The sequence below is a fragment of the Methylobacterium guangdongense genome (assembly GCF_038442355.1).
Classification (GTDB): domain Bacteria; phylum Pseudomonadota; class Alphaproteobacteria; order Rhizobiales; family Beijerinckiaceae; genus Methylobacterium; species Methylobacterium guangdongense.
In genome coordinates, this window is record NZ_JBBXMX010000014.1 from 103,722 (window position 1) to 128,792 (window position 25,071).

Sequence of the window (25,071 nt, forward strand, 5' to 3'; positions counted from 1 at the left end):
CGGAATGCGTGGGCGACGGGAACGGCCGCTTCGGGCTTCACACGCTGCGGGCGACCCGGATGCCACATCCGGGTCGGGCATCGCCGTTCCTGGCCGTGGACGGGGCCGGGCACCGGGTCGCCTGCGCGGCGCCACCGGTCGTCGCGCAGGCGCTGGACGCGTGGCTGAACCCGGCCTGAGCCCCCCCCGGTCACCACCCCGCCGATCGAAACGCCGGGCCTGTGTGCGAAATGTCGCATTCATCCGGCAGTCAGGACGCTAGCGTTAATCTATGGCCACGCTGGTGGAAACACTTTGTTACATCAGCACTGCTTCAGAGTTCGCGCCAATGATCGACCGAGCGGGGCACGGTCCAATATCGAGATTGTTTCGCCGGGTCCGGAACTGGTACGAGAGTTTGCCCGTGTCGGCTGCTGTCTCGTTCCGGGCCTGTTTTCTGCTTGTCTGGACCATGATTGTCACGGTGGTCACGTACAGCCTGGTTGATTTGATGCCGTCCTGATGGTGCGCCGCAATATTGGATCTGCTTGCTAAGCTAGAAGGGATCGGTCTACGTAAGCAGACCCTATCGGCAGTCCGGTGGACGGCATGCTCTACATCCTGATCGCGGCCCTGGGCGTTGCCGTCGCCCGCCAATTCTCGTGGTTCGGCGTCTTCGCCATCAGCACGGTGCTGGCCGTCGCCCTGGGGGTCGAGGGTGCGCTCCACGACCGGACCCTGCTGAAGGTGCTGCATCGGGACTGGGAGGTCATCGTCACCTTCCAGTCGGCCTATGTCGCCCATATCGTGTGGGACGCGTACGGCCCGCGCCTGATGGCCCGGTTCGGCCGGTAGGCGGCCGCCCCTCCCCCCCCTTTCCCCTCCGCCCTTCGCCGGTCCGTCCGCGATCAGGCGCGGCCGACGAGCTGCAGGCCGCCCCGCTTGGGCGCCGTGGGCGGCGCGGGATCCTGTCCGGCCGCGATGCGGGTCTGGTTCCGGCCGCCCGCCTTGGCGGCGTAGAGCGCACCGTCGGCGAGCCGGTACAGGTCCACGGTCGTGCCCCCCGGCTCCGCGCTGGCGAGCCCGATGCTGACCGTGACGGCCCCCGCGCCGATCCCCGCGGACGGGACCGCCAGTGCGGCGACCTCCGCGTGGACCCGGTCGGCGATGCGCCCCGCGCCCGCGCCGTCGGTCTCCGGCAGCAGGATGGCGAATTCCTCGCCGCCGATGCGGCTGACGAGATCCTGCGGCCGGTGGACGCTCGCGGCGAGGCGGCGGGCCAGCGCCTTCAGGATCGCGTCGCCCACCGGGTGCCCGTACCGGTCGTTGTAGCGCTTGAAGTGATCCGCATCGACGATCAGCAGGGCCAGCGGCCGGCCGTCGCGCCGGGCCGTCTCGGTCGCCGCCGCGAAGGTCTCCTCGAACCGGCGGCGGTTCGGCAGGCCGGTGAGCGCGTCGGTGCGCGACAGGGCGGCCAGCTCCGCCTGGGCCGCCTCCCGGCGGCGCAGCTCCCGCCCGAACAGCAGCGAGAGCGCGATCGTGAGGCCGCACAGCACCAGCGTGATGCCGCCGATGATGAGCGCCTTGGCGAGCCAGGCCGCCTCCACGTCCCGGGTCGCGAGGGCGACGTTCAGGATCAGCGGCAGCGTCCCGATCGGCGCGAAGGTGTAGAAGCGCTCGACCCCGTCGCGCACGGAGGTGCTGATGAAGCTGCCCTGGCGGTCATGCACGAAGCGCCGGAAGGTCGGGGCCTGCGCGATGTTCGCCCCGAGATCGGCCTCCGCGTGGGGGTAGCGCATGAGGCGCGTGCCGTCCGCGAGGTACAGGTTGATCGCGCCGCCGGGCCCGAGGTCGAGCTCGCCGAACAGGTGCTGGAAGTAGGACAGCTTCACGGTGCCCAGGACCACGCCGCCGAAGCTGCCGTCGGGCCGGTTGATGCGCCGGCTGAACGGCAGCATCCGCTCCCCGGTGAGCCGCGAGACGATCGGGGCGCCGATCGACAGGCCCAGCCCGTCGCGCGCCTGATGGACCGTGAAGTAAGCGCGGTCGGCGTAGTTGCCCGCCCGCGGCGGCAGCGCGCCGATGTCGTCGGTGACGTTGCCCTGCGCGTCGAGCACCAGCATCACGCCGAGGTCGCGGGCGGTCGCGGCGCGGTCGAACAGGATCAGCTGGCGCATCCGCGGGTCGGCCTGCGCGAGGCCGGGCGCCGTGAGGTTCTCCACGGTGGCCTGGAGCGAGAGGTCGTAGAGCTCGACGGTGCGCGCGATGTCGCGTTCCAGGACCTGCAGGAGGTTCCGGGAGGTCTGCTCGGCCCGGTCCCAGGCATCCCGGCGCAGGTCGGCCAGCATCAGGCCGGTGACCGCCACCATGCCGACCGGGGCCAGGACCCCCAGCGCCATCCACGTCCGGGCCGACCGGAGCCAGACGGAGAGGCGGCCCAGGGGGATGTGGCCCAAGGGGATATGGCCCCACGGAACCATCGGTCTATCCACGCAAACTTACCAATCAATATTGGTATATCTGGAGTCATGACCAAATCGTTACGTGAATTCGGCGGATCCGAGCGGGATGCCGATGCGCCGCCCGGTCCCGGGCCGGTCTGCCGGCCGGTTTTAAAGTATCCACAGCCGATCTTCGGGCGCGCAATTCTGTACCGATACCCGGAAGAGCTGCGATGAACTATATGACGCGTCTGTGGAGCGCGAGACCGGCATGTCGGACGAGGATGCCTTCGCCCAGGAGATCGCGGCGCTCCTGATCGCCGACATCAAGACCTCGGGGGCGCGCAGCCGGGCCGAGCTGGAGGAGGCCTGCCGGGTCTCGCTCCGGAGCCTGCTGGGCGACGCCGCGGTGCCGCAGCAGATCGCCGTGCTGATGCCGATCGGCCTGGAACGCTGGCCCCGGGTGGTCGTGCAGGGCCGGCGCCTGCCGGACGTCTGAGCGCGATGTCTTGGTTTCGAATATCTTGGTTTCGAAAGGTCTGCGACCTTTCGCGGGTCCAGGGCAGAGCCCTGGTGCCGGACTTCGTCCGGTGTCGGGCTTCGCCCTGACAACCCACCAAAGGGCCCGGCCTTTGGGAACCCCGACTTGGAAACCTCGACCTGGGCTCAGCGCCCGATCACGCCGGTGCCGGTGCCGGGGGGCAGCGCGTTCGGGCCGGTGTTGGGGGCCGGCGTCGCGGCCTGGTTCCGCTGGATGTCCATGCGCAGCATGTCGGACTGGGTGGTCTGCTCCTGGCGCAGGCCGCGCAGCTGGCTGTTCGTTTCCATCGCCCGGTTGGCGGCGTTGGGATTGGTCTGCTGGACCTGGGCCAGGGCGGGCGTGGCGGCCGCGAGGCAGAGGCCGGCGAGGAGGAGGGTGCGCATGGCGGTGCTTCCGGTGGGATGTCTCTGCCGGGGTGACGGATCGCGGGCCCGCCCAGTTCCGCGAACGCCCCCGGGGGCGACGCCATGGCCCATCCCGCACGACCCACCCCACACGGCTTGGTTAGCCGATCCCTCCCGGGCGGCGCGCCTCTTTACGCGTTGTTAACGGCTCCCGGAGGACTCTGCCGGCGACGCGGGGGAGTGGTCGGGGATGCGTGTTCTCACGGAGGCGGACGAGCAAGCGGTCGAGCGTCTGACGCTCCAGCTGCTCAACGACGCCTATTGCGATCTCGCGGCCGTGCTTCGCGGCGCGCAGCCCCAGGCGGCCGCCGCGATCCTCGGCGTGATGGAGCAGCGGGTGACCGACGTGCTCAGCCGGATCTGCCAGCAGGGCCTGGAGGGCCCGGCCTCGGTGGCGATCGCGATCGCGGTGGGCGAGCGGATCGGCGCGATCATGGATCAGGCCCACGGCCGCGACGCGCGCTCGGCCCTCGCGGCCTGACGCTGATACCCCGTTGCCATGATCCCGACCCGGGGCCAGGATCATGGCGCCCGGCGGACGAGAGCCGCCGCGCGGGCGAACCGCGCTGAGCCGGGCTCACCGCGGTTCGATCTCAGCCCTCTGCGAAGACCTCCGGATCGGTGCGCGCCAGCATCCGCTTGAACGCGGCCCACTCGTTGTCGGGCGCGCCCTGGACGACGACGCGGTCGTAGCCGGCGGCGTATTGCCCGGCGGTCTTGGTGGCGATCGCGGCCGAGGGCCGGATCACCGGCGCCCCCGCGGCCTGGATCGCGAGCTGCGCCCGGCACGACCGCTCCATGTTGTGCATCAGCCGGAACGCCTCGCCGACGGTGCGCCCGCAGGTCAGCAGCCCGTGGTTGCGCAGGACCATGACGGGCTTGTCGCCGAGATCGGCCACGAGGCGCTGGCGCTCGTCGAGGTCGAGGGCAATGCCCTCATAGGCGTGGTAGGCGAGCCGCCCCGTGAACTGCATCGACCACTGGTTCAGGGGCAGGAGCCCCTCCTCCTGGCAGGAGACCGCGACGCCCGCCACCGTGTGGGTGTGGAGCACGCAGACCGCGTCGTGGCGGGCGGCGTGGATGGCGCTGTGGATCGTGAACCCGGCCGGGTTGATGCCGAGCCCCATCGGATCCTCGATCACCCGCCCGTCGATATCGACGGTGACGAGGTTCTGAGGCGTCACCTCCTCGAAGCGCATCCCGTAGGGGTTGATGAGGAACCGGTGCCCGCCCCCCGGCAGCCGCGCCGAGATGTGGGTGTAGATGCTGTCGTCGAGCCCCAGCCGGTGGATCAGCCGGTAGGCCGCCGCGAGATCGACCCGCATGGTCCGGGTCTCGGCGGCGAGGTCGGGGTTTTCGTGGTCGTTCGCGACGAGGGCGGGTGAGGCGGCGTTCATGCGACGGCTCCCTGGTGGGGCTTGGGATCGCGGGGCGACGCGGGCGGTCCCGGTACAGCCGCAAGGTGCACCATCGCTTGTTCGGCGTACAGGGCGGTCGGTTTCGAGCCGGCCCAGAGGCTCACCCAATCGCGCTGCCCCAGGACATGACGGTGAGCACGGACGGATTTGGCGTGCGCGACGGGCCCCTCTCCCGGGCGGGAGAGGGTCGGGGTGAGGGACGAGAAGGTCCAGGATCGAGCACGCCCTCAACGCGCGTTCACGGCGCGCCTCTTCCGGAAAGTCCTCATCCCGCACCCGGCTTTCTGCGAAAGCAGACCTCTCCCGCACGGGAGAGGAGACCCGCATCCCATCCGGCAACGATGGCATCGCTGTCGTGTCCGATGCGCATTGCCATCGCGTCAGGCGGGCTCGCCACTCAGATCGAGACGGGCCTGAACGGAGCGTGCGGCCACGCTCAGGCGCAGGCCGTGCTGCTCGATGAGGCCTGCCTCGACCAGGGCGGTCACATCCTCGTGGACGCGCCGGTAATCCCGGCCGACGCTTCCGGCCAGGGCACGGATCGAGGGGGCCGGCTCGCGGGCGAGGTGCTTGAGCAGGCGCAAGCGGGTCGCGGACAGGACCGAGAGCAACGTCTCGAAGTCATGGAACACCAGCACGCGGCGGGGTTCGCGCACCTCACCCCGCTCGGCGGCTTCCCACGCTTCGACGAATTGCTGCCCCAGTTCCTCGGCCGAGGTTCCGACCTCGACGTCGATGTCGCCGCTCATAGCTCACCTCCGCGCATCGCGCGCACCTCGTCGAGGAACACGCGGACCAACTCGCGCACCGATACGAACGTGTAAGGCGTCTCGACGTCCCCTCGATGCACGTGATCCCCCTTGCCGGCTTCGTTGTCGTAGCTCAGGAGCCGGGTCCCCGGCACGCCGTAGAAGAGGCGGTACTTAAACCCGTGTGTCGAGCCGCGAACGCACTCCGTGCCCGGCAGTCGCCACGCGACGAGTTGAAGGATCGCCCCGTCCGGATACGTCTTCTTCGCATCGAGAATCAGAGTCGCAGCCGCCATGCCAACATATGGCAACGCGGGCATATGTCAGGCAAGACATCATGACATATACGGTCTGCGGCCGCCCTTCCTGCGTATCCTGATTTGCAGCTCCCGGTACGCCGCAATCCTATCAAGCTACCTTGACAAAATTCCTAATACATGCTCCAAGTCTCTCACCCCGCCGCGACGCGTCGTGAGACGCTTCGGGGCGTCGGTCCGGTCAGCCGCCGGGCCGGCGGCGGTGGGGCGGTGCCCGCGTCTGCCGTCGGCTGCGGCAGCCCCGGGCGCGGGAGCTCGACACCCCCCGGCTCGGGCTGGGCGGCGGCCGGCGGAGGAAATGCCCCGGTCGTACACCCGAGGAGGGCGACCCTGTCCTGGGCGGTGCGGCGGTTAGACGGCGCCTTCCATTACGAGGAGGCGTGCGACGAAGGCTCGCTCGGAAGCCGCCGGGGTGCCGCAGGGCAACCCGGAGGACTTAGCGTCTGCGAGCCCCCCGCGTGACGGACACCGGATGCAGGATCGGACGCAGGGGTCGAGACCGGCCCCGGCGTCCGCGGGACGCCGGGAAGCCGGCATTTGCAACGTTGCGTTCGGGCTTCGCGGCGTCCCGCGTCACCCCGGCGGCGTGCGGGTTTGGCCATGTCCCCGGCGGCGCAGCGCGCGGGGCCGCGCGGGTGTGCCCGAAGGGCCTCCATGAGGGACTGCTTACGGCGGCAGACCGGAGCGCGGGTCCCCTCTCCCGAGCGGGAGAGGGACAGGGTGAGGGACGAGAACCGTCAGAACGAGGCGCGCCCTGTCGGCGCATTGATGGCGTGCCTTATCCTGAGACTTCTCGTCCCTCACCCCAACCCTCTCCCGCTCGGGAGAGGGGGCAGGTCGCGCCCCGCAGGGTCGATGCGTGACCGTCGCGGCCCGCCCCCTACCCCGCCAACACCGCCTCGATCCCCGCCCCGAGCGCCAGGAGCCGCCGGTCCTGCCCGTTCCGGGCGAGGAGCATCAGCCCCGCCGGCCGGGCGAGGTCCGGCATCGGCAGCGACAGGCCGGTGAGGTCGAAAAAGTTGCCGAAGGCGGTGTTGCGCAGCATCAGCCGGTTGGCCGCCAGGAAGGTCGCATCGTCGGCCTCCAGCGGGGCGATGAGCGGCGCCGTCGTGGCGGTCGCCGGCAGCGCCAGCAGGTCGAGGGGCGCGAGCCGCCCGTCGAGGGCCGCGATCAACTCGGCGCGGCGGCGCAGCGTCCGGATGTAGCGCGTCGCCGGGGCCGCCCGGCCGGCCAGGATCCGGCGGTGGACCCGCGGGTCGTAGCGGTCGGCCTGCGCGTCGAGCCAGTCGGCGTGGATCGCGGCGGCCTCGATCGCCGCCAGCGACCCGTCCGGCAGGGCCGCATCCATCGCGGCGAGCAGATCGTCGATCGGGTGGTCGATCACCCGGGCGCCCGCCGCCGAGAGCCGCGCCAGCGCCCGCTCGAACGCCTCGGCCACCAGGGGCTCGGTCTCGGTGAACAGCAGGCCCCGGGGCACGCCGATCCGCAGGCCCGCCACCGGCAGCGCGTCGAGGGTTGCGGGCTCCTCGCCCGCCATCACGGCATCGGCGGCGGCGCACTCGGCCACGGTCCGGGCGAGCGGCCCGAGGGAATCGAGGGCGTAGGAGAGCGGGAAGGCGCCGGCCAGGGGCACCCGCCGGGCGGTCGGCTTGAACCCGACCACGCCGTTGAGGGAGGCCGGGATCCGCACCGAGCCGCCGGTGTCGGAGCCGATCGAGACGTCGCTCGTCCCCTGCCCCACCGAGACCCCGGCCCCGGCGGACGAGCCCCCGGGGATGCGGGCCGGATCGGCGGCGTTGCCGGGGGTGCCGTAATGCGGGTTCAGCCCGAGGCCCGAGAACGCAAATTCCGACATGTTGGTCTTGGCCAGGATCACCGCCCCGGCCCGGCGCAGGCGGGCGACCACCGGGGCGTCGGCCGCCGCCGGGGGCGCTCCCGCCAGCAGGACCGAGCCGGCCGTGGTGGTCTCGCCCGCCACGTCGAACAGGTCCTTGATCGAGACGATCGCGCCGTCGAGCGGCCCGAGGGAGAGCCCGTCCCGGCGCCGGGCATCGGCGGCATCCGCCGCCGCCCGGGCGGAATCCGGGTAGAGGCGGGTGAACACCGCCGGGTCCCCCGTCCGGATCCGCTCCAGACGCTCCTCGAGGGTGTCGCGTACGCTCATCATCCTCACCGCATGTTGCTTCGAAGGGCCCCCGTCATGGTTTCGAAAGGGCTCGCCCTTTCGCGGGTCCAGGGCGGAGCCCTGGTGTCTCGGGGGCTCTGCCCCCGAGCCCCGCCCAAGGGCTCGCCCTTGGGAAACCCGGACTCCCGGGTCAAATCAGAGCGTACCCGGATAGGCGCCGCCGTCCATCAGCAGGTTCTGGCCGGTGATGAAGCCGGCGTGCCGGCTGCACAGGAACGCGCAGGCCGCCCCGAACTCGTCGGGATCGCCGAACCGGCCCGCGGGATTCTCCCGGGCGCGGGCCTCGAGGAACGCCTCCACGCTGAGGCCGGCCTTGGCGGCCAGCGCCCCGGCATTGCCGCGGATCCGGTCGGTGTCGAACGGGCCGGGCAGCAGGCCGTTGATCGTCACCCCGTGCCGCACGGTCTGCCGGGCGAGGCCCGCCACGAAGCCGGTCAGCCCCGCCCGGGCGCCGTTCGACAGGCCGAGATGGGCGATCGGCGCCTTCACGGCCGCCGAGGTGATGTTGACGATCCGGCCGAACTTCCGGTCGATCATCCCGTCGACGGTCGCCTTGATGAGCGCGATCGGCGCCAGCATGTTGGCGTCGAGCGCCCGGATCCAGGCGTCCCGGTCCCAGTCGCGAAAGTCGCCCGGGGGCGGGCCGCCCGCGTTGTTGACCAGGATGTCGGGCTCCGGGCAGGCGGCGAGCGCGGCGGCCCGGCCGGCCTCGGTGGCGATGTCGCCGACGGCGGTGGTGACGGCGGCGCCGGTCTCCCGGCGGATCTCCTCGGCGGTCCGCTCCAGGGTCTCGGCGGTGCGGCCGGTGATCGTCACCGCGACGCCCTCCCGGGCGAGCGCCAGGGCGCAGCCCCGGCCCAGCCCCTTGCTCGCCGCGCAGACCAGCGCCCGGCGCCCGCTCAAGCCGAGATCCATCGTGAAGCCTCCCTGAGTCGGCCCCTTCGCGGGGGCGTCCCGAGGGTCATAGCGCGCCGCGGGGCAGACCCGAAACCCGCCGCGCGTTCAGGCGCAGACGCGCAAGCCCGCCCGCTCGGCCTCCTGGCGGGCGAGGCTGAGGACGCGGCGGCGTGCCTGGCCGTCGCCGATCGCCAGCCAGTGGCGCACCAGGGCCAGGAGCTCGCCGGCCTCCACGTCCAGGGCGTCCGGGTCCGGGGCCGCATCGGTGAGGAAGGCCTCGACCGGCAGGTCGAGTTCGCGGGCGAGCCGCTCGAGCATGGCGCTCCGGCGTCCCGACCGATGGGCCGTCGCGGGCTTGCGCGCGCTTCCGGCAGGCAGCGGCTGAGCCGACGCCACGAGCGTGAACTGGGTCATCCCCCGAAACCGGCGGCGGCGCCGGAGGGTTTCGCCCCGCCCCGGCGGGGTGGCGGCAGGGTAAACGCGCCCTTAACGGGCTATCCTCACCACGTGCGCGGGTCGCGGGGGCCGGTGAGGTCGGGCAGCGTCTCCCGCTCCGGGGCGACCCACCCGGCCCACAGCAGCGCCACCACCCCGGCGAGGAGCGGAAGCGCCGCGCTGAGGACGATGCTGAGCGTCACGGCGATCCTGCCGGCAGAGTGCGAACGGATCCGGGAATCCTGCCCCGACAGGCGTATGCGCGGCCTTAAGGCGGTCGCTCGCATTGCGTCGACCCGGACACGGGCACAGCCCCGCCGGGCCGGGCGGCCGGCTTCATCGGACTGTTACAGGGCCGGATTACGGGCGGCCGATACGGCTGGCACGGAGGGGGGCCCGAATGACGGCGCGTTACTGCATCGATCCGCTCGATCCGTACGCGCAGGCGCAGGTGCTCGTCACCTACCGGGAGGGCCGGCCGCTCCCCACCCTCACGTCGGTCCTCGACCGCCAGGGCCGCGATCTGCTGCCGGACCTGTCGGAGGCCTGTATCCGGATCCTGCAGCTCGAGATCGCGGTGTATTACGGCCCCGGCGATCCCTTCGCCTGGGCGCTGCACGCGGTCGACGTCGTGGCCGCCCCGGCGCGCGCGTAAGGCCAGGGCCGACTCAGGCCAGGGCCGGTTCCCCGGTGAGGGCGCTGAACTCGCTGACCATGCATTCGTGCATGCGCCGCAGCCACGCCCGCGCCTCGGCGGTCTGGGCCTCCGCCCGCTCGATCCGCTCGGCCGCCGCGCGGACCTGATGCTCGGCGCGCTCCGCCCGGGCCACCGCCTCGCGCAGCAGGGATTCGGCGTGCAGCGCCCGATCCTCGGCGGCGCGCGCGGCCGATTCCGCCTCCCGCACGGAGCGCTGGGCCTCCCGCATCGAGTCCCGGGCGCTCGTCTGAAGGTTGCGCACCCGGGTCGCGAGGCCGCGCACCGCGGTCAGGGAGGCCGACCAGTCGTCGGGCTCCGGGGCGGCGATCGGGCCGGCAAGCGCGGCTTGCCCCGAGAACAGGGCGACCACCCGGTCGACCGGATCGCCCCGCCGGTCGGGCGGCGCCGCGAAGGCCGCGCTGGCGGAGCCGCTCATGCCGCGGCCTGATCGGTCATGTCGGAGAATTCGGCCAGGATCGCCTCCTGGACGCGCCCGAGCCACTCCTCGGCGTGCCGCGCCCGCTCCTCGGCGGCCCGGGCCCGCGCCTCGGCCGCCTTGGCGCGTTCCTCGGCGGCGATGACCTGCGCCTCGGCGCGCACCTGGACGTCCCGGGCCTGCATCTCCGCGATGCGGGCCCGCTCGTTGGAGGCGTTGATGTCCTCCCGGACCCGCTCCAGCACGTGCTCGATGCGCTCCTCCCGCTCCCGGGCCTGCGCCTCGACCCCGCGCGCCTGCCGGGCCGCGGCCTGGACCCGCAGGATCAGCGCGTCCCAATCCTGCGGCGGCGCGGGCGGTGTCGCATGGGGCTGTGCGTGAGGCTGCATCTGCGGCGATGCAGGCTCGGCCGGCTCCTGCACCGACGAGACGACCCGCAGGATGCTGCCGGGGCCGGCCTCGGGCACGGCGCCGAATTCCTGCTTGAGCCGTTCCGCGGGCCGGAAGCGCGGGTCGTTCAGAAGCCTCTGCAGCTCGCTCACGGACCTACTGCTCCCTACAGGCCAGATCTGATCCAACTAAACCGGTAAAAATGGTTAACGGACAGTTAAAACCGGGCTGATCCGACGCGAATGTTGGGGCAGATGCGATCCTCATGAGCCGTCTCAGGGCATTCGCGCGGCGGCGCGCACGCATCGCCGGAGGATGTTCATCAACGACAGGATGGTGAACCCCCATCTCCGGGCGCAAAGCGCCGTCCCGGTGGCTCCGGGCGGTCGAGCGCGGCGCGCCGGACGGCTTCCGCGTGGATCGCCGGGACTGGATCTGGACGAGTTCCGAGGCCGGGGTGCAGGTCTTCTCGGCGGAGGGGCACCGGCTCGGGCTGATCCCGACCCCGCAGACCGGCTCGAACTGTTGCTTCGGTCCCGGCGAGGCCCGACTGTTCATCACCGCACAGCAGTCTCCCCATGCGATCGATCCGGTGGGTGGGTGAGCCGCGGCGTCGAGGCCGACCTGGCCGGGCCTGGGCCTTCCTCGGGTCACCCCGGGACCCGTCAGCGCCACTGCTCCTTCGTGCAGGCCAGGAGATAGACGGTGCGCATGCAGCGCTCCTTGTCGTCCTGCGAATGGGCGTTGCCCATGCAGGCATCCATCCCGGAGGTGAGCAGCAGGCGGTCGATGTCGTTCTTGGATTCGCAGGTGAAGATCGGCTGGAAGCCCTCGAACCGGCTGACCTGCCAGAAGATTGCGACGAACAGCAGCAGGCAGAAGGCGCAGACGAGGAGCCGGCTGTCGTAGAACCAGTGCCTGCGCTCGTCCGTCATGACGGCCATACGAACTTTCGGCTGCGGTTCGCTGAACCCGCTTCAGGTCCGCCGAACCTGAGATCACTGCGCCGCGTCTGGGTGGACCGTCTGGTGAGTGGTGGAGACGACAGGGATCGAACCTGTGACCTTTCCCATGTCAAGGGAATGCACTACCGCTGTGCTACGTCTCCCCATCGACTGCGATCAGGTTCATCGAACCTGGAGGCTGTCGAAGAATCCAGAGATCTCAGCGACTAATGAGGAGGGTCCACCACCCTGTCAAGGTAGCGCTCTCCCGCTGAGCTCTGGCCCGGGCCGGAGCCGTGCGGGCTCCGGTGGGCGGGGCCTATAGCCCTTGCCCGGCCGGGGCGCAAGCGGAACCTACTTTCCAAGACGCCACGCACGGCCGGTCCGGGCGCCGGGCCGGGCGCCGGTCCGGGCAAGGTGCACGGGCCCGGAAAAATGCGCTATGGGCCTGCCACCCGGCATCCGGCCGCGCCCCAGGGCGCCGGCCCGCCGCCTCACGCTTCGAGACATGCGCCGCATCTTCGACCACGATCAGGGTGATTCGACCCGCGAGCTCGGATCCGCGGGGACCGGGATCGTCGCTGCGGCCGACGAGAGCCGGCGCTGATGGCGTCCGTGTCCAGGTCCGATAGTCCCGAGCCCACCCTTCCGCCGGCGCAGATCACAGGCTTCGGCCGCGCACCGCGCTCCCTTCCGGCGCGCGCGGCGGCGGACGGCTTGCGCGTCGCCCTGCCGGGCCTCGCGGGCCGCTGGGTCGAGATCGTCCTGGCGAACGACCCGGCCGAGGGCCGCGAGGCCGTTCCGGACATCAGCTTCGTCGGACCCGACGGGCGCCCGGGCTCGCTCCTGCCCCAGGAGGCGCGGGGCGGTGGCGCCTTCGCGTGGATCGGTCGCCTGCCCGAGGACGTGACGGAGCTGCGCGTCGTCGACCCGTCCGGTCGAGTGCCGGCCCGGCTGCGCCGGATCGCCCTGCGCCCCCTCGCCCGGCCGATCCTGGCCGGGCGCGGCCTCCTGCGCGAGCCGGGCCTGACCGCGCAGGCCCTCACCTGGCGCGTCCTCGGCAAGAAGGTCCGAGCCCGGGGCTTCCTCGGCCGGGCCCTGCGCCACCGGCGGGTGAGCGGCTACGAGGCGTGGCTCGGCACCCACGCCCTGCGCCGGCCCGAGCGGGACGGGATCTCTGCCGAGATCGCCGCCTGGGCCGATCCGCCCCTGATCTCCGTGCTGATGCCGGTCCACGACCCCGACCCGAAGGTGCTGAAGGCCGCCCTCGCCTCGCTCGGCGCGCAGCTCTATCCCCATTGGGAACTCTGCGTCGTCGACGACGCCTCGACGCGGCCCGCGATTCCGAAGATCCTGTCCAAAGCGGCCGGGGCCGACCCGCGCATCCGCGTCCTGACCCGATCCGAGAACGGCCACATCGCCCGGGCGACCAACGACGCGCTGGGGCTGGCCCGGGGCGTCGCCTGCGCCTTCATGGATCACGACGACGCGCTCACCGTGGACGCGCTCTACGAGGTCGCCCGGGCTTTGCGCCGCGATCCCGACCTCGTGCTGGTCTACAGCGACGAGGACAAGATCGATCGCCGCGGCCGCCGCTTCGACCCGCATTTCAAGGCGGGCTTCGACCGGGAGCTGCTCTACGCGCAGAACTACATCAACCATCTCACGGTGGTGCGCACCGAATCCCTGCGGGCCGTCGGCGGCCTGCGGCCCGGCTTCGAGGGCAGCCAGGATCACGACCTGCTGCTCCGGCTCACCGACGGCCTCGATCCGGCGCGCATCCGCCACATCCCGCGGGTGCTCTACCACTGGCGCGCCGCGCAGGGCTCCGGCACCTTCTCGGACCGGTCGCTCGCCCGGGCGGAGGCCGCGCGCCTGCGCGCCCTGGCGGAGGTCGCAGCCCCCTGGGGCGGGCGGGCCGTGCCCGGGCCCAACGGCTTCAACCGCCTGATCCGGCCCCTGCCGGAGCCGCCGCCCCGGGTCTCGGCGATCATCCCGACCCGGGACCGCGCCGAGATCCTGTCGGTGACCCTCGACGGGCTCCTGACCGCCACCGACTACCCCGACATCGAGGTCATCATCCTCGACAACGACAGCCGCGAGCCCGAGACCGCCGCCCTGTTCGCCCGCTACCGGGACGATCCGCGGGTGCGCGTCGTGCCGGTGCCGGGGGCCTTCAATTTCTCCGATCTCTCCAATCGAGGTGCGGCAGCGGCTACGGGGTCGGTGCTCCTGTTCCTCAACAACGACATCGAGGTGCTGGAGCCGGGCTGGCTTACCGAGATGGTCCGCCACGCGGTCCGGCCGGACGTCGGCGCCGTGGGGGCGAAGCTTCTCTATCCCGACCGGACCATCCAGCACGGCGGCATCGTGCTGGGGATCGGGGGCGTGGCCGGGCACAGCCATCTCGGCGTGCCCGACGCGGATCCGGGCTATTTTTGCCGCATGGTGATCGCCCACGAGGTGTCGGCGGTGACGGGCGCCTGCCTCGCCATGCGGGCGGCGGTCTTCGCCGAGGTGGGCGGTTTCGACGCGGTCGCCCTGAAGGTCGCCTTCAACGACGTGGACCTCTGCCTGAAGATCCGCCGGGCCGACTACCGGATCATCTGGACGCCGTTCGCCAAGCTCATTCACCACGAGTCGAAGAGCCGCGGCGCCGAGGATACGCCCGAGAAGCAGAAGCGCTTCGAGGGCGAGGTGCTCACCATGCTCGACCGCTGGGGCCCGGAGCTGCGCGCCGACCCGTACTACAACATCAACCTGTCACGGAATTCCGCGCACTACCGCGTCTGAACGGCCCGGCCGACTCGGCAGGGCGGGCACGGTGCTATGCATGCGTCAGTGGGTGAACTTGCGTCCAGGGCCGGTTGCGATACCTCTGGACATGCCGCAAGAGGCAGTTCCGGCCAAGGCGCCCCGATCGGCGCGCGGCGAGGGCGACAATCCGAGATGAGCGCGAACACCCCGACGGTCACAGGCCTTGAGCGCGATGCCCAGCAGGCGATGGGGGACCACAAGGTCCATCCCAACGAGATCGCTATTGGTGTCGTGATCGGGCGTGCCTCCGAATACTTCGACTTCTTCGTGTTCGGCATCGCCTGCGTGCTGGTCTTCCCAAAAGTGTTCTTTCCCTTCGTGGATCCACTGAAGGGCACACTCTACGCCTTCGCGATCTTCGCCCTCGCCTTCATCGCCCGCCCGATCGGCACCGTGCTCTTCATGGCGATCGACCGGCGCCACGGGCGCAGCGTCAAGCTCACCACGGCCCTGTTCCTGCTCGGCGGATCGACGGCGGCGGTGAGCTTCCTGCCGCGCTACGACAGCATCGGCATCTCGGCGGTCTACATCCTGGCCGGCCTGCGGATCCTGCAGGGCCTCGCGCTGGGCGGTGCCTGGGACGGCCTCGCCTCGCTGCTCGCCATGAACGCCCCCCGGGAGCGGCGCGGCTGGTACGCGATGATCCCGCAGCTCGGCGCGCCGCTCGGCTTCATGGTGGCGAGCGCCCTGTTCGCGTTCTTCCTGGTCAACCTCGATGAGGCCGACTTCATCGACTGGGGCTGGCGCTTCCCGTTCTACTGCGCCTTCACCATCAACGTGGTGGCCCTGTTCGCCCGGCTGCGCCTCGTCGCCACCGACGAGTTCGCCCGGATGATGGACCTCGACCGGCTGCGCCCGGTCCCGGCGCTGGAGCTGTTCCGCCACCACGCGGGCGACGTGATCCGCGGCGCCTTCGTGCCGCTGGCCGCCTTCGCGCTGTTCCACCTCGTGACGATCTTCCCGATCGCGTGGCTGGCGCTGAACAGCACCACCCGCTCGCCGGGCGAGTTCCTGATCGTGCAGTTCTCCGGTGCCATCGTGTGCGCCGGCGCGGTGGCGGCCTCCGGGCTGATCGCTGACCAGATCGGCCGCCGCAACGCCCTGATCATGAGCAGCGCGCTGATCGCGTTCTTCGCGGTCGGCAGCATCATCGCGCCGCTCCTGTTCGGCGAGAGCGCGATCGGCCAGACCATCTACGTCACGATCGGCTTCATGCTGCTCGGGCTCGCCTACGGCCAGACCGCGGGCGCGGTCACGGCTCGCCTCGGCAACCACTACCGCTACACGGGCGCCGCGCTGACCTCCGACTTTGCGTGGCTGCTCGGGGCGGGCTTTGCCCCCCTCGTCGCGCTGTTCCTGTCGCAGCGTTACGGGCTGGCGATGATCGGGGTCTACCTCCTGTCGGGCGCGGTCTGCAGCCTCGTGGCCCTGTTCACCGATCGCTCGGAACTGCGCCAGATGTAGCCGATGCGGCCGGCGGCGCAGGCCGCGCGGCCCCTTCGATGGCTGACAGGAACGCCGCCTCGCGCGGCACGGCTGAAACGCCGCGGCAGCGGCATGGCAGAAGCGCCGCGCAAGCGGCCTGGGAAGACGAGACGCGTGCTGTGATCGTAACGACCCATCAATCGGACAGGACCGACCGGATGCGTGCCCCGGCTCGCCGCGGGCGGCGCCTGCTGCCGCTCCTCGCCCTGCCGCTCCTGACGATGCTGGGCGGCTGCAACTTCGTGGTGCTGCACCCGGCCGGCTACGTGGCCGAGCAGCAGCGCAACCTCGTGCTGGCCGCCACCGGGCTGATGCTCCTGATCATCGTGCCGGTGATCGCCTTCACGCTGATCTTCGCGTGGCGCTACCGGGCCACCAACGAGGACGCGGTCTACGATCCCGAATGGCACCACTCGACCCAGCTCGAGGTGCTGATCTGGACGGCGCCGCTGATGATCATCATCGCGCTGGGCGCGCTGACCTGGATCGGGACTCACACCCTCGATCCGTTCCGGCCCCTGAGCAAGATCGACGCGAAGCGCGACGTCCCGGCGGGCACGCAGCCGCTGGAGATCGAGGCGGTGGCGATGGATTGGAAGTGGCTGTTCCTCTACCCGCAATACGGGATCGCCACGGTCAACGAGGTCGCCGCGCCGGTGGACCGGCCGATCCGTTTCAAGATCACCGCCACCGACGTGATGAACACGTTCTACGTGCCGACGCTCGCCGGCATGGTCTACGCGATGCCGGGCATGCAGACGCAGCTCCATGCGGTGATCAACCGCGAGGGCGCCTGGGAAGGCCGCTCGGCGCATTACAGCGGCGCCGGCTTCTCCAACATGTTCTTCAAGTTCCACGGCCTGACCAACGAGGGCTTCGACCAGTGGATCGCCAAGGCCAAGGCCTCGAACGGCGTGCTGACCCAGGAGGCCTACCTGAAGCTCGAGGAGCCGAGCGAGGCCGAGCCGGCCCGCTACTACAAGTCCTATATGCAGGGCCTCTATGACCGGATTATCGGCATGTGCCCCCGGCCCGACCAGATGTGCGTCGGCGAGATGGTGAAGATCGACGCGCGGGGCGGTGCCTCGGGTGAGGAGGCGGAGGCGAACTACAAGCGGCTGCAATACGACAACCGCCTCGCCGAGCGCGGTATCGAGGGGCCGGGCGCCACGGCGCCGGCCTCCGGGACCGGCCCGCACGGCCAGACGCAGCCCGAGGGCATGCGGCCGCGGCCCGATATGGGCAACCCGGATGTCCGGGGTCAGACGTCGCCCGACAGCCAGGGCAAGGGCTCCGGTGAGGGCCAGAGCGAGGGCGGCCAGATCGCCCCGAAGCAGCTGAACCAATGAGGCCGCGCGCGATGCCAGAGGACTCCACACACATAACCGGCGGTCGCCGTCGAACCCACTGAACGGGCCGATCCCATGTTCGCAAACCTGGACTTACAGCAACTGCTCTTCGGACGATTTACGATCGAGCAGATCCCCTATCACGAGCCGATCCTGCAGGCGACGTTCGCCGGCGTGGCGGTGGTCGGCCTCGCGGTGCTCGGGGTCATCACCTATTACCGCTTCTGGGGGCCGATGTGGCGTGACTGGATCACGTCGATCGACCACAAGAAAATCGGCATCATGTACTGCATCTTCGCGTCCGTGATGCTGCTGCGCGGCTTCGCCGACGCGATCCTGATGCGCTCGCAGCAGGCGGTCGCCTTCGGCGACCAGCAGGGCTTCCTGCCGCCGCACCACTACGATCAGATCTTCACTGCCCACGGCATGATCATGATCTTCTTCGTGGCGATGCCGTTCGTCACGGGGCTCATGAACTTCGCCGTGCCGCTGCAGATCGGCGCCCGCGACGTCGCCTTCCCGTTCCTGAACAACTTCAGCTTCTGGATGACGGTGGCCGGCGGCATGCTGGTGATGGTCTCGCTGTTCGTCGGCGAGTTCTCCCGGGCGACCTGGCTCGCCTACCCGCCGCTCTCGGAGGCCTCCATGAGCCCCGGCGTCGGCGTCGACTACTACATCTGGGCGCTGCAGATCGCCGGCATCGGGACGCTGCTGTCGGGCATCAACCTGATCGCCACCATCGTGAAGATGCGGGCGCCCGGCATGACCATGATGAAGCTGCCGATCTTCGTCTGGTCGTCGCTGTGCACCAACATCCTGATCGTGGCCGCCTTCCCGATCCTCACGGCCGTTCTCGCGATGCTGTCGCTCGACCGCTACGTCGGCACGCATTTCTTCACGAACGACCTCGGCGGCAACGCCATGCTGTACTTCAACCTGATCTGGATCTGGGGTCACCCGGAGGTCTACATCCTGATCCTGCCGGCCTTCGGCGTGTTCTCGGAGATCACCTCGACCTTCTGCGGCAAGCGCCTGTTCGGCTACACCTCGATGGTCTACGCGCTGGTGGTGATCACCATCCTCGCCTACCTCGTGTGGCTGCACCACTTCTTCACGATGGGCTCGGGCGCGGACGTGAACTCGTTCTTCGGGATCACGACCATGATCATCTCGATCCCGACGGGCGCGAAGATCTTCAACTGGATGTTCACGATGTACCGCGGCCGGATCCGGTTCGAGGTGCCGATGATGTGGGTGGTGGCGTTCATCGTCACCTTCGTGATCGGCGGCATGACCGGCGTCCTCCTGGCGGTTCCCCCGGCCGACTTCGTGCTGCACAACTCGCTGTTCCTGATCGCGCACTTCCACAACGTGATCATCGGCGGCGTGCTGTTCGGCATGTTCGCCGGCGTGACCTTCTGGTTCCCCAAGGCCTTCGGCTTCAAGCTCGACGACTTCTGGGGGAAGGTGGCCCTCGGGTTCTGGGTGACCGGCTTCTACGTCGCCTTCATGCCGCTCTACGTGCTCGGCCTGATGGGCGTGACCCGGCGCATGCAGCATTTCGACGACCCGTCGCTGCAGATCTGGTTCGTGATCGCGGCCATCGGCGCGGCGCTCATCGCCTGCGGCATCGCCTCGCAGATCGTGATGTTCGTGGTCTCGATCCGCAACCGCGACAAGCTGCGCGATCTCACCGGCGATCCGTGGGGCGGCCGGACCCTCGAATGGTCCACCTCCTCGCCGCCGCCGGACTACAACTTCGCCTTCACGCCGGTGGTCCACGATTCCGATGCGTGGTGGGACATGAAGAACCGCGGCTTCGCGCGGCCCATGACCGGCTACAAGCCGATCCACATGCCCAAGAACACTGCCACCGGCGCGATCCTGGCGGGCCTGAACTTCGCCTTCGGCATCGCGATGATCTGGTACGTGTGGTGGCTCGCGGCGCTCAGCTTCCTGGCGATCTTCGTCGTGGCGATCGCCCATACCTTCAACTACAAGCGCGACTACTACATCCCGGCCGACACGGTGAGTCGGACGGAAGGTCAGCGGACGCGCGAACTGGAGATGGCGTGATCCGATGATGCACGCAGACACCGCACCCCCCGGCGCCGCGGCGCCGGTCTTCTACCAGACCGACGAGGAGGGCCATCACTCCGAGGGCTCGACCATGCTCGGGTTCTGGCTCTACCTGATGAGCGACTGCCTCATCTTCGCGACCCTGTTCGCGACCTACGGGGTGCTCGGGCGCAGCTACGCGGCCGGGCCGACCCCGAAGGAGCTGTTCGACCTGCCGGGCATCGCGGTGAACACCGCCATGCTGCTGTTCTCGTCCATCACCTATGGCTTCGCCATGCTGGAGATGGACCGGGACCGGGTGAAGCAGACGCAGATCTGGCTGGCGGTGACCGGCCTGTTCGGCGCGGCCTTCGTGGCGCTGGAGATCCGGGAGTTCGTTCACCTGTTCCACGAGGGCGCGCCGCCCTGGCGCAGCGCCTTCCTGTCCTCGTTCTACACCCTGGTGTCGACCCACGGCCTGCACGTCTCCATGGGCATCCTGTGGCTGATCGTGCTGATGGTGCAGGTCAGCAAGCACGGGCTGATCGTCGAGAACAAGCGCCGGCTGATGTGCCTGTCGATGTTCTGGCACTTCCTCGACCTGATCTGGATCGGGGTCTTCACCGTCGTCTACCTGATGGGAGTGCTCGAATGAGCGCCGACGCGCACCACGTGGCCGCCGCGGGGCACGGCCACCACGACGCCCACAGCGAGGGCGGCCACGGTTCCTTCCAGAGCTACATGACGGGCTTCGTCCTGTCGGTGATCCTGACGGTGATCCCGTTCTGGCTGGTGATGGGCAACGTGCTCGACAACAGCCTCGTCACCTCCCTGGTCATCCTGGCGCTCGGCGGCGTCCAGATGGTCGTGCACGTCATCTACTTCCTGCACATGAGCACGAAGTCGGAGGGCGGCTGGACCTTCATGGCGCTGATCTTCACCATCACGCTCGTGGTGATCATGCTCGCCGGCTCGGTGTGGGTGATGTACCACCTCAACCACAACATGATGCCGATGGATGCCCACGACGTCATGAACAACGCCCGCTGAGCGCGCGTCCGGAGATGGGTCCCGCGGGGCCGGGAGGGGGCTCAGGTCCCTCCCCGGCCCCGATTTCGTTGCTGCGGCGCATCGTGTTCGGCGTCGGCGCGGCGCTCGTGTTCGTCGTCCTGCTCGGGTTGGGCACGTGGCAGGTGGAGCGGCGGGCCTGGAAGCTCGACCTGATCGCCCGGGTCGATGCGCGGGTCCACGCGCCGCCCGTGCCGGCCCCGGGCCCTACGGACTGGCCGCGTGTCGGCCCCGACGACGCCTACCGGCACGTCCGTCTCTCCGGCACCTTCCTCAACGACCGCGAGACCCTGGTGCAGGCCGTCACCGAACGCGGCGGCGGCTTCTGGGTGCTCACGCCCCTGCGCCGGCCGGACGGCAGCCTCGTGCTGATCAACCGCGGCTTCGTGCCCGGCGACCGGCGGGATCCGGCGACCCGGGCGGCCGGGCAGGTCGCGGGCGCGACCACGGTGACCGGCCTCCTGCGGCTGACCGAGCCCAGGGGCGCGTTCCTGCGCTCCAACGACCCCAAGGACGACCGCTGGTACTCCCGGGACGTCGCCGCCATCGCGGCCGCGCGCGGTCTCACCGACGTCGCCCCCTATTTCGTGGACGCCGACGCGGCGCCCAATCCCGGCGGCCTGCCGGTGGGCGGCCTCACGGTGATCGCCTTCCCCAACAACCACCTCGTCTACGCGCTCACGTGGTACGGGATGGCGCTGATGCTGGCGGGGGTGGTGGTGTACCTGCTGCGCAGTCGGCGCAGGGAAGTCCGGGTTTCCAAAGGGCGAGAGCCCTTTGGCGGGTGATCAGGGCAGAGCCCTGATGTTGGGCTTCGTCCGAACCCAGCAGGGCTCTGCCCTGCACCCGCAAAAGGTCCCGGACCTTTTGAATCCGGACCGAAGGCTCGACCACAGGGGAGTAGCCCCCTCCGAGCGCGTCTCTATAATGGCATGACAAACGCCAGAACGAGTCAACGCCATGACCTCCCGCATCCCGAACTTCGCCGAAATCCCGCTCGCCGGCGAATCGCTCGCGATCGTGGCCCCGGCGCTCGGTGAGCCCTGGATGACCCCGGAGGGCATCCCGGTGAAGGGACAGTACGGTCCGGAAGACCGGGAGGGTCTCGAGTTCCTGAACACCTATCCGGGGATCGCGCCGTTCCTGCGCGGCCCCTACCCGACCATGTACGTCACCCAGCCCTGGACGATCCGGCAATATGCCGGCTTCTCCACGGCCGAGGATTCGAACGCCTTCTACCGGCGCAACCTCGCGGCCGGTCAGAAGGGCCTGTCGGTGGCCTTCGATCTCGCCACCCACCGGGGCTACGATTCCGACCATCCCCGCGTCTCGGGCGATGTCGGCATGGCGGGTGTCGCGATCGACTCGATCTACGACATGCGCACGCTGTTCTCCGGCATCCCGCTGGACGAGATGACCGTGTCGATGACGATGAACGGCGCGGTGCTGCCGATCCTCGCCCTCTACATCGTCGCCGCCGAGGAGCAGGGCGTGCCGCCGCAGAAGCTCGCCGGCACGATCCAGAACGACATCCTCAAGGAGTTCATGGTCCGCAACACCTACATCTATCCCCCCAAAGGATCGATGCGGATCATCTCCGACATCTTCGCCTACACGTCGAAGAACATGCCGAAGTTCAATTCGATCTCGATCTCCGGCTACCACATGCAGGAGGCCGGGGCGACGAACGACCTCGAGCTTGCCTACACGCTCGCCGACGGCGTCGAGTACATCAAGGCGGGCCTCGCCGCCGGGCTGACCATCGACCAGTTCGCCCCGCGCCTGTCGTTCTTCTGGGCGATCTCGACCAACTTCTTCATGGAGGTCGCCAAGATGCGGGCCGCGCGCCTGATCTGGGCGAAGCTCGTGAAGGGGTTCGATCCCAAATCGGAAAAATCGCTCGCCCTGCGCACCCATTCGCAGACTTCGGGCTGGTCGCTCACCGCGCAGGACGTGTTCAACAACGTCACCCGCACCAACATCGAGGCGATGGCGGCGACGCAGGGGGGTACGCAATCGCTCCACACCAACGCGCTCGACGAGGCGCTGGCCCTGCCGACCGACTTCTCGGCCCGGATTGCCCGCAACACCCAGCTGTTCCTGCAGCAGGAGAGCGGCACCACGCGGATCGTCGATCCCTGGGGCGGTTCCTACTACGTGGAGAAGCTGACCGCCGACATGGTGGCGCGCGCCTGGGAGCATATCCGCGAGGTCGACGGGCTCGGCGGCATGGCCAAGGCGATCGAGGCCGGCATCCCGAAGCTGCGGATCGAGGAGGCCGCCGCCCGCGCCCAGGCGCGGATCGATTCCGGCCGGCAGACGATCGTCGGCGTGAACAAGTTCCGGGCCGACGACGAGATGGCGATCGAGCTGCTGCGGGTCGACAACGGCAATGTCCGGCGGCTGCAGATCGACAAGCTGAAGCGCCTGCGCGCCGAGCGCGACGAGGCGGCGGTGACGGCCCGGCTCGACGCGCTCACCCAGGCGGCCGACGGCGCCGGCAACCTGCTGGAACTCGCCGTCGAGGCCGCCCGCGCCAAGGCGACGGTGGGCGAGATTTCCGAGGCCCTGGAGAAGGCCTGGGGCCGGCACCGCGCCGAGATCCGCTCGATCTCCGGCGTCTACAAGCGTGAGGTGGGGGGCATGTCGCCTGTGGTCGAGGAAGTCCGGGCGCTGGTCGAGGCGTTCGAGGAGAGCGACGGCCGCCGGCCGCGCATCCTGGTCGCCAAGATGGGCCAGGACGGGCACGACCGCGGCCAGAAGGTGATCGCCTCGGCCTTCGCGGATCTCGGCTTCGACGTGGATATCGGGCCGCTCTTCGCTACCCCGGCGGAGGCCGCCCGGCAGGCGGTTGAGAACGACGTGCACATCGTCGGCGTCTCGTCGCTGGCGGCCGGCCACCTGACGCTGGTGCCGGAGCTGAAGGCGGCGCTCACCGAGCAGGGCCGCGACGACGTGATGATCGCCATCGGCGGCGTGATTCCGCCGGGGGATTACGAGGCCCTGACGGCGGCGGGCGCGGCGGCGATCTTCCCGCCCGGCACGGTCATCGCCGAGGCGGCGGCCAAGCTGATCCGGGCCTTGAACGAGCGGCTGGGCTACGGGGTGCGACAGGCCGCGGAGTAGGGCGACCTTCCCGAGGCGGCCGGACGGGCCGCCTCGATCCCTCCCACCCACGCCCTCATCCTGAGGTGCCGGAGCGCAGCGGAGGCCTCGAAGGAGGTTGCCAGTCCGCTGCGCGATCCCCGGAGCCTTCCTTCGGGACCCGCCGGCGCGGGCGCTTCGGAGATGAGGGGTTTGGGTTGGATTCCGCCGGTGCGACCGGGATCGACCGCTCAGTTCAGCGCCTGCGGGTCCGCCTCCGTGAGGAAGGCCCCGACGGCGTGGAGGAACTGCATGCGGTTCTTCTCCATGATCACCGTGTGGGTGCCCTCCCCCAGCTCGACGAAGCGCTTGTAGGGGGCGTGCGTCAGCTTGGTGAAGTACTCCTGCGCCTGATAGCTTGGCAGGTCGGCGTCCCACTCGGCGTGGATGATCAGCACCGGCACGCGGATCTCGCCCGGATCGTAGAGCGGCTTGCCGGCCTGCCAGTATTCCTTCGAGTCGGCCACGACGCCGTTCGGCGCCCGCAGCACGGGCGGTGACTGCTTGGCGCCCACCGCATCCGTCGCGAAGGTCGCGTCCGCCCATTGGTCGAACCAGCCCGGGGGGATCAGCGCGGCGGCCTTGTCCTCCGGCACGCCCGTCAGCCAGCGCGCCCTGGCGCTGTCCCGGCTCACGCTGCGATAGGCGCCGAGGGGCCCGCTGCTGCCGATCAGGGCCGGCGTGCGCGCCAGCCATTGCGGCGCGTAGAGGACGAGCCGGTTGACCGTGTCGTTGTGGGTGCTGGTGTAGAGCCCCATGGTGGAGGTGCCCCACGACCAGCCCATCAGGTCGATCTTCTCGACCTCGCGTCGCTTCAGGATGAAGTCGACCACCTGCCCCACCACCTTGGCGGCATCGGGCGTGCGCATGAAGGGTGCGTTGTCCGAGGCCGATGCGTCCATGACCTTGGGGCGGCCGGACAGTCCATAGCCGGGCAGGTCCACGAGGTAGACGTCGAAACCCAGGCCCGCGAAGTAATCCATCGCCGACATCCCGCCGAGCGGCAGGTCGAAGGCCGTGGAAGCCGGGTAGGTCGCACCGTGGACGTAGAGCAGGATGCGGTCGCCCGGGAACCGGTCGATCCCGGCGGGTCGCTTGTTGCGCACGTAGATGTCGATGCCGGGCTCGCTCCAGGGCAGGCGAAACTCTTCGGTCTCCAGCCGGTTCGCCGGTGCGGCCGCCGCCGGAAGGGCCGTGACCGCCGCGCCGGCGGCCAGGGCCCCGATCAGATGACGCCGCGGAAGGCCTTGCCCCGGCTGCGGGCCGTCACGATGCGGTCGCGTCCGCGATGATCTGTCCGACATGGCGTTCTCCCAC

27 protein-coding genes and 1 tRNA gene are annotated in these 25,071 nt (G+C 70.0%); 14 read left to right on the plus strand and 14 right to left on the minus strand.

The annotated features are described in order from the left end of the window. The first annotated feature begins 8 nt into the window (after positions 1 to 8). Together AAHG09_RS22815 and AAHG09_RS22820 are read left to right on the plus strand one after the other, a co-directional pair. A complete protein-coding gene (locus tag AAHG09_RS22815) occupies positions 9 to 179 on the plus strand; it encodes a hypothetical protein (protein ID WP_342109794.1) in 171 nt (56 codons plus the stop codon). A 409-nt stretch (positions 180 to 588) separates the two neighbouring features. Continuing rightward, positions 589 to 834: a hypothetical protein gene (locus AAHG09_RS22820; protein ID WP_342109795.1), complete on the plus strand. Its 246-nt coding sequence runs from the start codon at positions 589 to 591 to the stop codon at positions 832 to 834. A 53-nt stretch (positions 835 to 887) separates the two neighbouring features. Here AAHG09_RS22820 and AAHG09_RS22825 read toward each other — a convergent pair whose 3' ends face one another. After that, positions 888 to 2,459, minus strand: a complete 1,572-nt coding sequence (locus tag AAHG09_RS22825; RefSeq protein WP_342109796.1) for a GGDEF domain-containing protein — start codon at positions 2,457 to 2,459, stop codon at positions 888 to 890. 232 nt (positions 2,460 to 2,691) lie between these two features. Between AAHG09_RS22825 and AAHG09_RS22830 the strand changes: the two genes are divergently transcribed. Next, on the plus strand, positions 2,692 to 2,919 hold the full coding sequence (locus tag AAHG09_RS22830; protein ID WP_342109797.1) for a hypothetical protein: 228 nt from the start codon (positions 2,692 to 2,694) through the stop codon (positions 2,917 to 2,919). Between the two features lie 167 nt (positions 2,920 to 3,086). On the opposite strand, the gene AAHG09_RS22835 is transcribed toward AAHG09_RS22830, so the two are convergent. Then, the gene (locus tag AAHG09_RS22835; RefSeq protein ID WP_342109798.1) at positions 3,087 to 3,344 is read right to left on the minus strand and encodes a hypothetical protein; all 258 of its coding nucleotides are present in this window, start codon (positions 3,342 to 3,344) and stop codon (positions 3,087 to 3,089) included. A gap of 211 nt (positions 3,345 to 3,555) precedes the next feature. On the opposite strand from AAHG09_RS22835, the gene AAHG09_RS22840 reads away from it, so the two are divergent. Next, positions 3,556 to 3,846, plus strand: coding sequence for a hypothetical protein (locus AAHG09_RS22840; RefSeq protein ID WP_342109799.1), 291 nt, complete (start codon positions 3,556 to 3,558; stop codon positions 3,844 to 3,846). 112 nt (positions 3,847 to 3,958) lie between these two features. On the opposite strand, the gene AAHG09_RS22845 is transcribed toward AAHG09_RS22840, so the two are convergent. The 7 genes from AAHG09_RS22845 to AAHG09_RS22875 all read right to left on the minus strand — a co-directional run bounded on the left by AAHG09_RS22845 (position 3,959) and on the right by AAHG09_RS22875 (position 9,569). After that, positions 3,959 to 4,762 (minus strand): class II aldolase/adducin family protein, encoded by an 804-nt coding sequence (locus AAHG09_RS22845; RefSeq protein WP_342109800.1) that lies wholly within the window; start codon positions 4,760 to 4,762, stop codon positions 3,959 to 3,961. Positions 4,763 to 5,163: 401 nt separating this feature from the next. After that, entirely contained in the window at positions 5,164 to 5,532 is a 369-nt protein-coding gene (locus AAHG09_RS22850; RefSeq protein WP_342109801.1) for an HVO_A0114 family putative DNA-binding protein, read from the minus strand. After that, positions 5,529 to 5,828: a toxin-antitoxin system TumE family protein gene (locus AAHG09_RS22855; protein ID WP_342109802.1), complete on the minus strand. Its 300-nt coding sequence runs from the start codon at positions 5,826 to 5,828 to the stop codon at positions 5,529 to 5,531. The genes AAHG09_RS22850 and AAHG09_RS22855 overlap by 4 nt, the downstream gene beginning before the upstream one ends. Before the next feature lie 901 nt (positions 5,829 to 6,729). Next, complete coding sequence (locus tag AAHG09_RS22860; protein WP_342109803.1) at positions 6,730 to 8,016, minus strand: amidase; 1,287 nt, start codon at positions 8,014 to 8,016, stop codon at positions 6,730 to 6,732. Positions 8,017 to 8,169: 153 nt separating this feature from the next. After that, complete coding sequence (locus tag AAHG09_RS22865; protein ID WP_342109804.1) at positions 8,170 to 8,949, minus strand: SDR family oxidoreductase; 780 nt, start codon at positions 8,947 to 8,949, stop codon at positions 8,170 to 8,172. Between the two features lie 87 nt (positions 8,950 to 9,036). Then, a complete protein-coding gene (locus AAHG09_RS22870; RefSeq protein WP_342109805.1) occupies positions 9,037 to 9,345 on the minus strand; it encodes a hypothetical protein in 309 nt (102 codons plus the stop codon). Between the two features lie 86 nt (positions 9,346 to 9,431). Next, positions 9,432 to 9,569 carry a hypothetical protein gene (locus AAHG09_RS22875; protein ID WP_342109806.1) on the minus strand — a complete coding sequence of 46 codons (138 nt, stop codon included), beginning with the start codon at positions 9,567 to 9,569 and terminating at the stop codon, positions 9,432 to 9,434. Positions 9,570 to 9,766: 197 nt separating this feature from the next. On the opposite strand from AAHG09_RS22875, the gene AAHG09_RS22880 reads away from it, so the two are divergent. Beyond that, positions 9,767 to 10,021 (plus strand): hypothetical protein, encoded by a 255-nt coding sequence (locus AAHG09_RS22880; RefSeq protein WP_342109807.1) that lies wholly within the window; start codon positions 9,767 to 9,769, stop codon positions 10,019 to 10,021. Positions 10,022 to 10,034: 13 nt separating this feature from the next. Here the strand turns inward: AAHG09_RS22880 and AAHG09_RS22885 are convergent, their stop codons facing one another. Next, positions 10,035 to 10,499: a hypothetical protein gene (locus AAHG09_RS22885; RefSeq protein WP_342109808.1), complete on the minus strand. Its 465-nt coding sequence runs from the start codon at positions 10,497 to 10,499 to the stop codon at positions 10,035 to 10,037. Continuing rightward, the gene (locus tag AAHG09_RS22890) at positions 10,496 to 11,041 is read right to left on the minus strand and encodes a hypothetical protein (RefSeq protein ID WP_342109809.1); all 546 of its coding nucleotides are present in this window, start codon (positions 11,039 to 11,041) and stop codon (positions 10,496 to 10,498) included. Before AAHG09_RS22890 ends, AAHG09_RS22885 begins: the two co-directional genes overlap by 4 nt. 194 nt (positions 11,042 to 11,235) lie before the next feature. Here AAHG09_RS22890 and AAHG09_RS22895 point away from each other — a divergent pair, with 194 nt between their 5' ends. Beyond that, the gene (locus AAHG09_RS22895; RefSeq protein WP_342109836.1) at positions 11,236 to 11,493 is read left to right on the plus strand and encodes an SMP-30/gluconolactonase/LRE family protein; all 258 of its coding nucleotides are present in this window, start codon (positions 11,236 to 11,238) and stop codon (positions 11,491 to 11,493) included. 61 nt (positions 11,494 to 11,554) lie between these two features. On the opposite strand, the gene AAHG09_RS22900 is transcribed toward AAHG09_RS22895, so the two are convergent. Next, a complete protein-coding gene (locus AAHG09_RS22900) occupies positions 11,555 to 11,833 on the minus strand; it encodes a hypothetical protein (protein WP_342109811.1) in 279 nt (92 codons plus the stop codon). A gap of 89 nt (positions 11,834 to 11,922) precedes the next feature. Further along, positions 11,923 to 11,997 (minus strand) — tRNA-Val (locus AAHG09_RS22905). A gap of 442 nt (positions 11,998 to 12,439) precedes the next feature. Between AAHG09_RS22905 and AAHG09_RS22910 the strand changes: the two genes are divergently transcribed. From AAHG09_RS22910 to scpA, 8 genes are all read left to right on the plus strand, one after another. Then, complete coding sequence (locus AAHG09_RS22910; protein ID WP_342109812.1) at positions 12,440 to 14,626, plus strand: glycosyltransferase family 2 protein; 2,187 nt, start codon at positions 12,440 to 12,442, stop codon at positions 14,624 to 14,626. Between the two features lie 156 nt (positions 14,627 to 14,782). Further along, positions 14,783 to 16,114: an MFS transporter gene (locus tag AAHG09_RS22915; protein WP_342109813.1), complete on the plus strand. Its 1,332-nt coding sequence runs from the start codon at positions 14,783 to 14,785 to the stop codon at positions 16,112 to 16,114. Between the two features lie 179 nt (positions 16,115 to 16,293). Next, positions 16,294 to 17,484, plus strand: a complete 1,191-nt coding sequence (gene cyoA, locus AAHG09_RS22920; protein WP_342109814.1) for a ubiquinol oxidase subunit II — start codon at positions 16,294 to 16,296, stop codon at positions 17,482 to 17,484. Positions 17,485 to 17,559: 75 nt separating this feature from the next. Next, positions 17,560 to 19,560 (plus strand): cytochrome o ubiquinol oxidase subunit I, encoded by a 2,001-nt coding sequence (cyoB, locus tag AAHG09_RS22925; protein WP_342109815.1) that lies wholly within the window; start codon positions 17,560 to 17,562, stop codon positions 19,558 to 19,560. A 4-nt stretch (positions 19,561 to 19,564) separates the two neighbouring features. Beyond that, complete coding sequence (gene cyoC, locus AAHG09_RS22930) at positions 19,565 to 20,197, plus strand: cytochrome o ubiquinol oxidase subunit III (RefSeq protein ID WP_342109816.1); 633 nt, start codon at positions 19,565 to 19,567, stop codon at positions 20,195 to 20,197. Further along, entirely contained in the window at positions 20,194 to 20,592 is a 399-nt protein-coding gene (gene cyoD, locus AAHG09_RS22935) for a cytochrome o ubiquinol oxidase subunit IV (RefSeq protein WP_342109817.1), read from the plus strand. Before cyoC ends, cyoD begins: the two co-directional genes overlap by 4 nt. Positions 20,593 to 20,606: 14 nt before the next feature. Beyond that, positions 20,607 to 21,398: an SURF1 family protein gene (locus AAHG09_RS22940; protein ID WP_412760076.1), complete on the plus strand. Its 792-nt coding sequence runs from the start codon at positions 20,607 to 20,609 to the stop codon at positions 21,396 to 21,398. 172 nt (positions 21,399 to 21,570) lie between these two features. Then, positions 21,571 to 23,736 (plus strand): methylmalonyl-CoA mutase, encoded by a 2,166-nt coding sequence (gene scpA / locus AAHG09_RS22945; protein WP_342109819.1) that lies wholly within the window; start codon positions 21,571 to 21,573, stop codon positions 23,734 to 23,736. 209 nt (positions 23,737 to 23,945) lie between these two features. On the opposite strand, the gene AAHG09_RS22950 is transcribed toward scpA, so the two are convergent. After that, entirely contained in the window at positions 23,946 to 25,058 is a 1,113-nt protein-coding gene (locus tag AAHG09_RS22950; protein ID WP_342109820.1) for an alpha/beta hydrolase, read from the minus strand. Between the last annotated feature and the right edge of the window lie 13 nt (positions 25,059 to 25,071).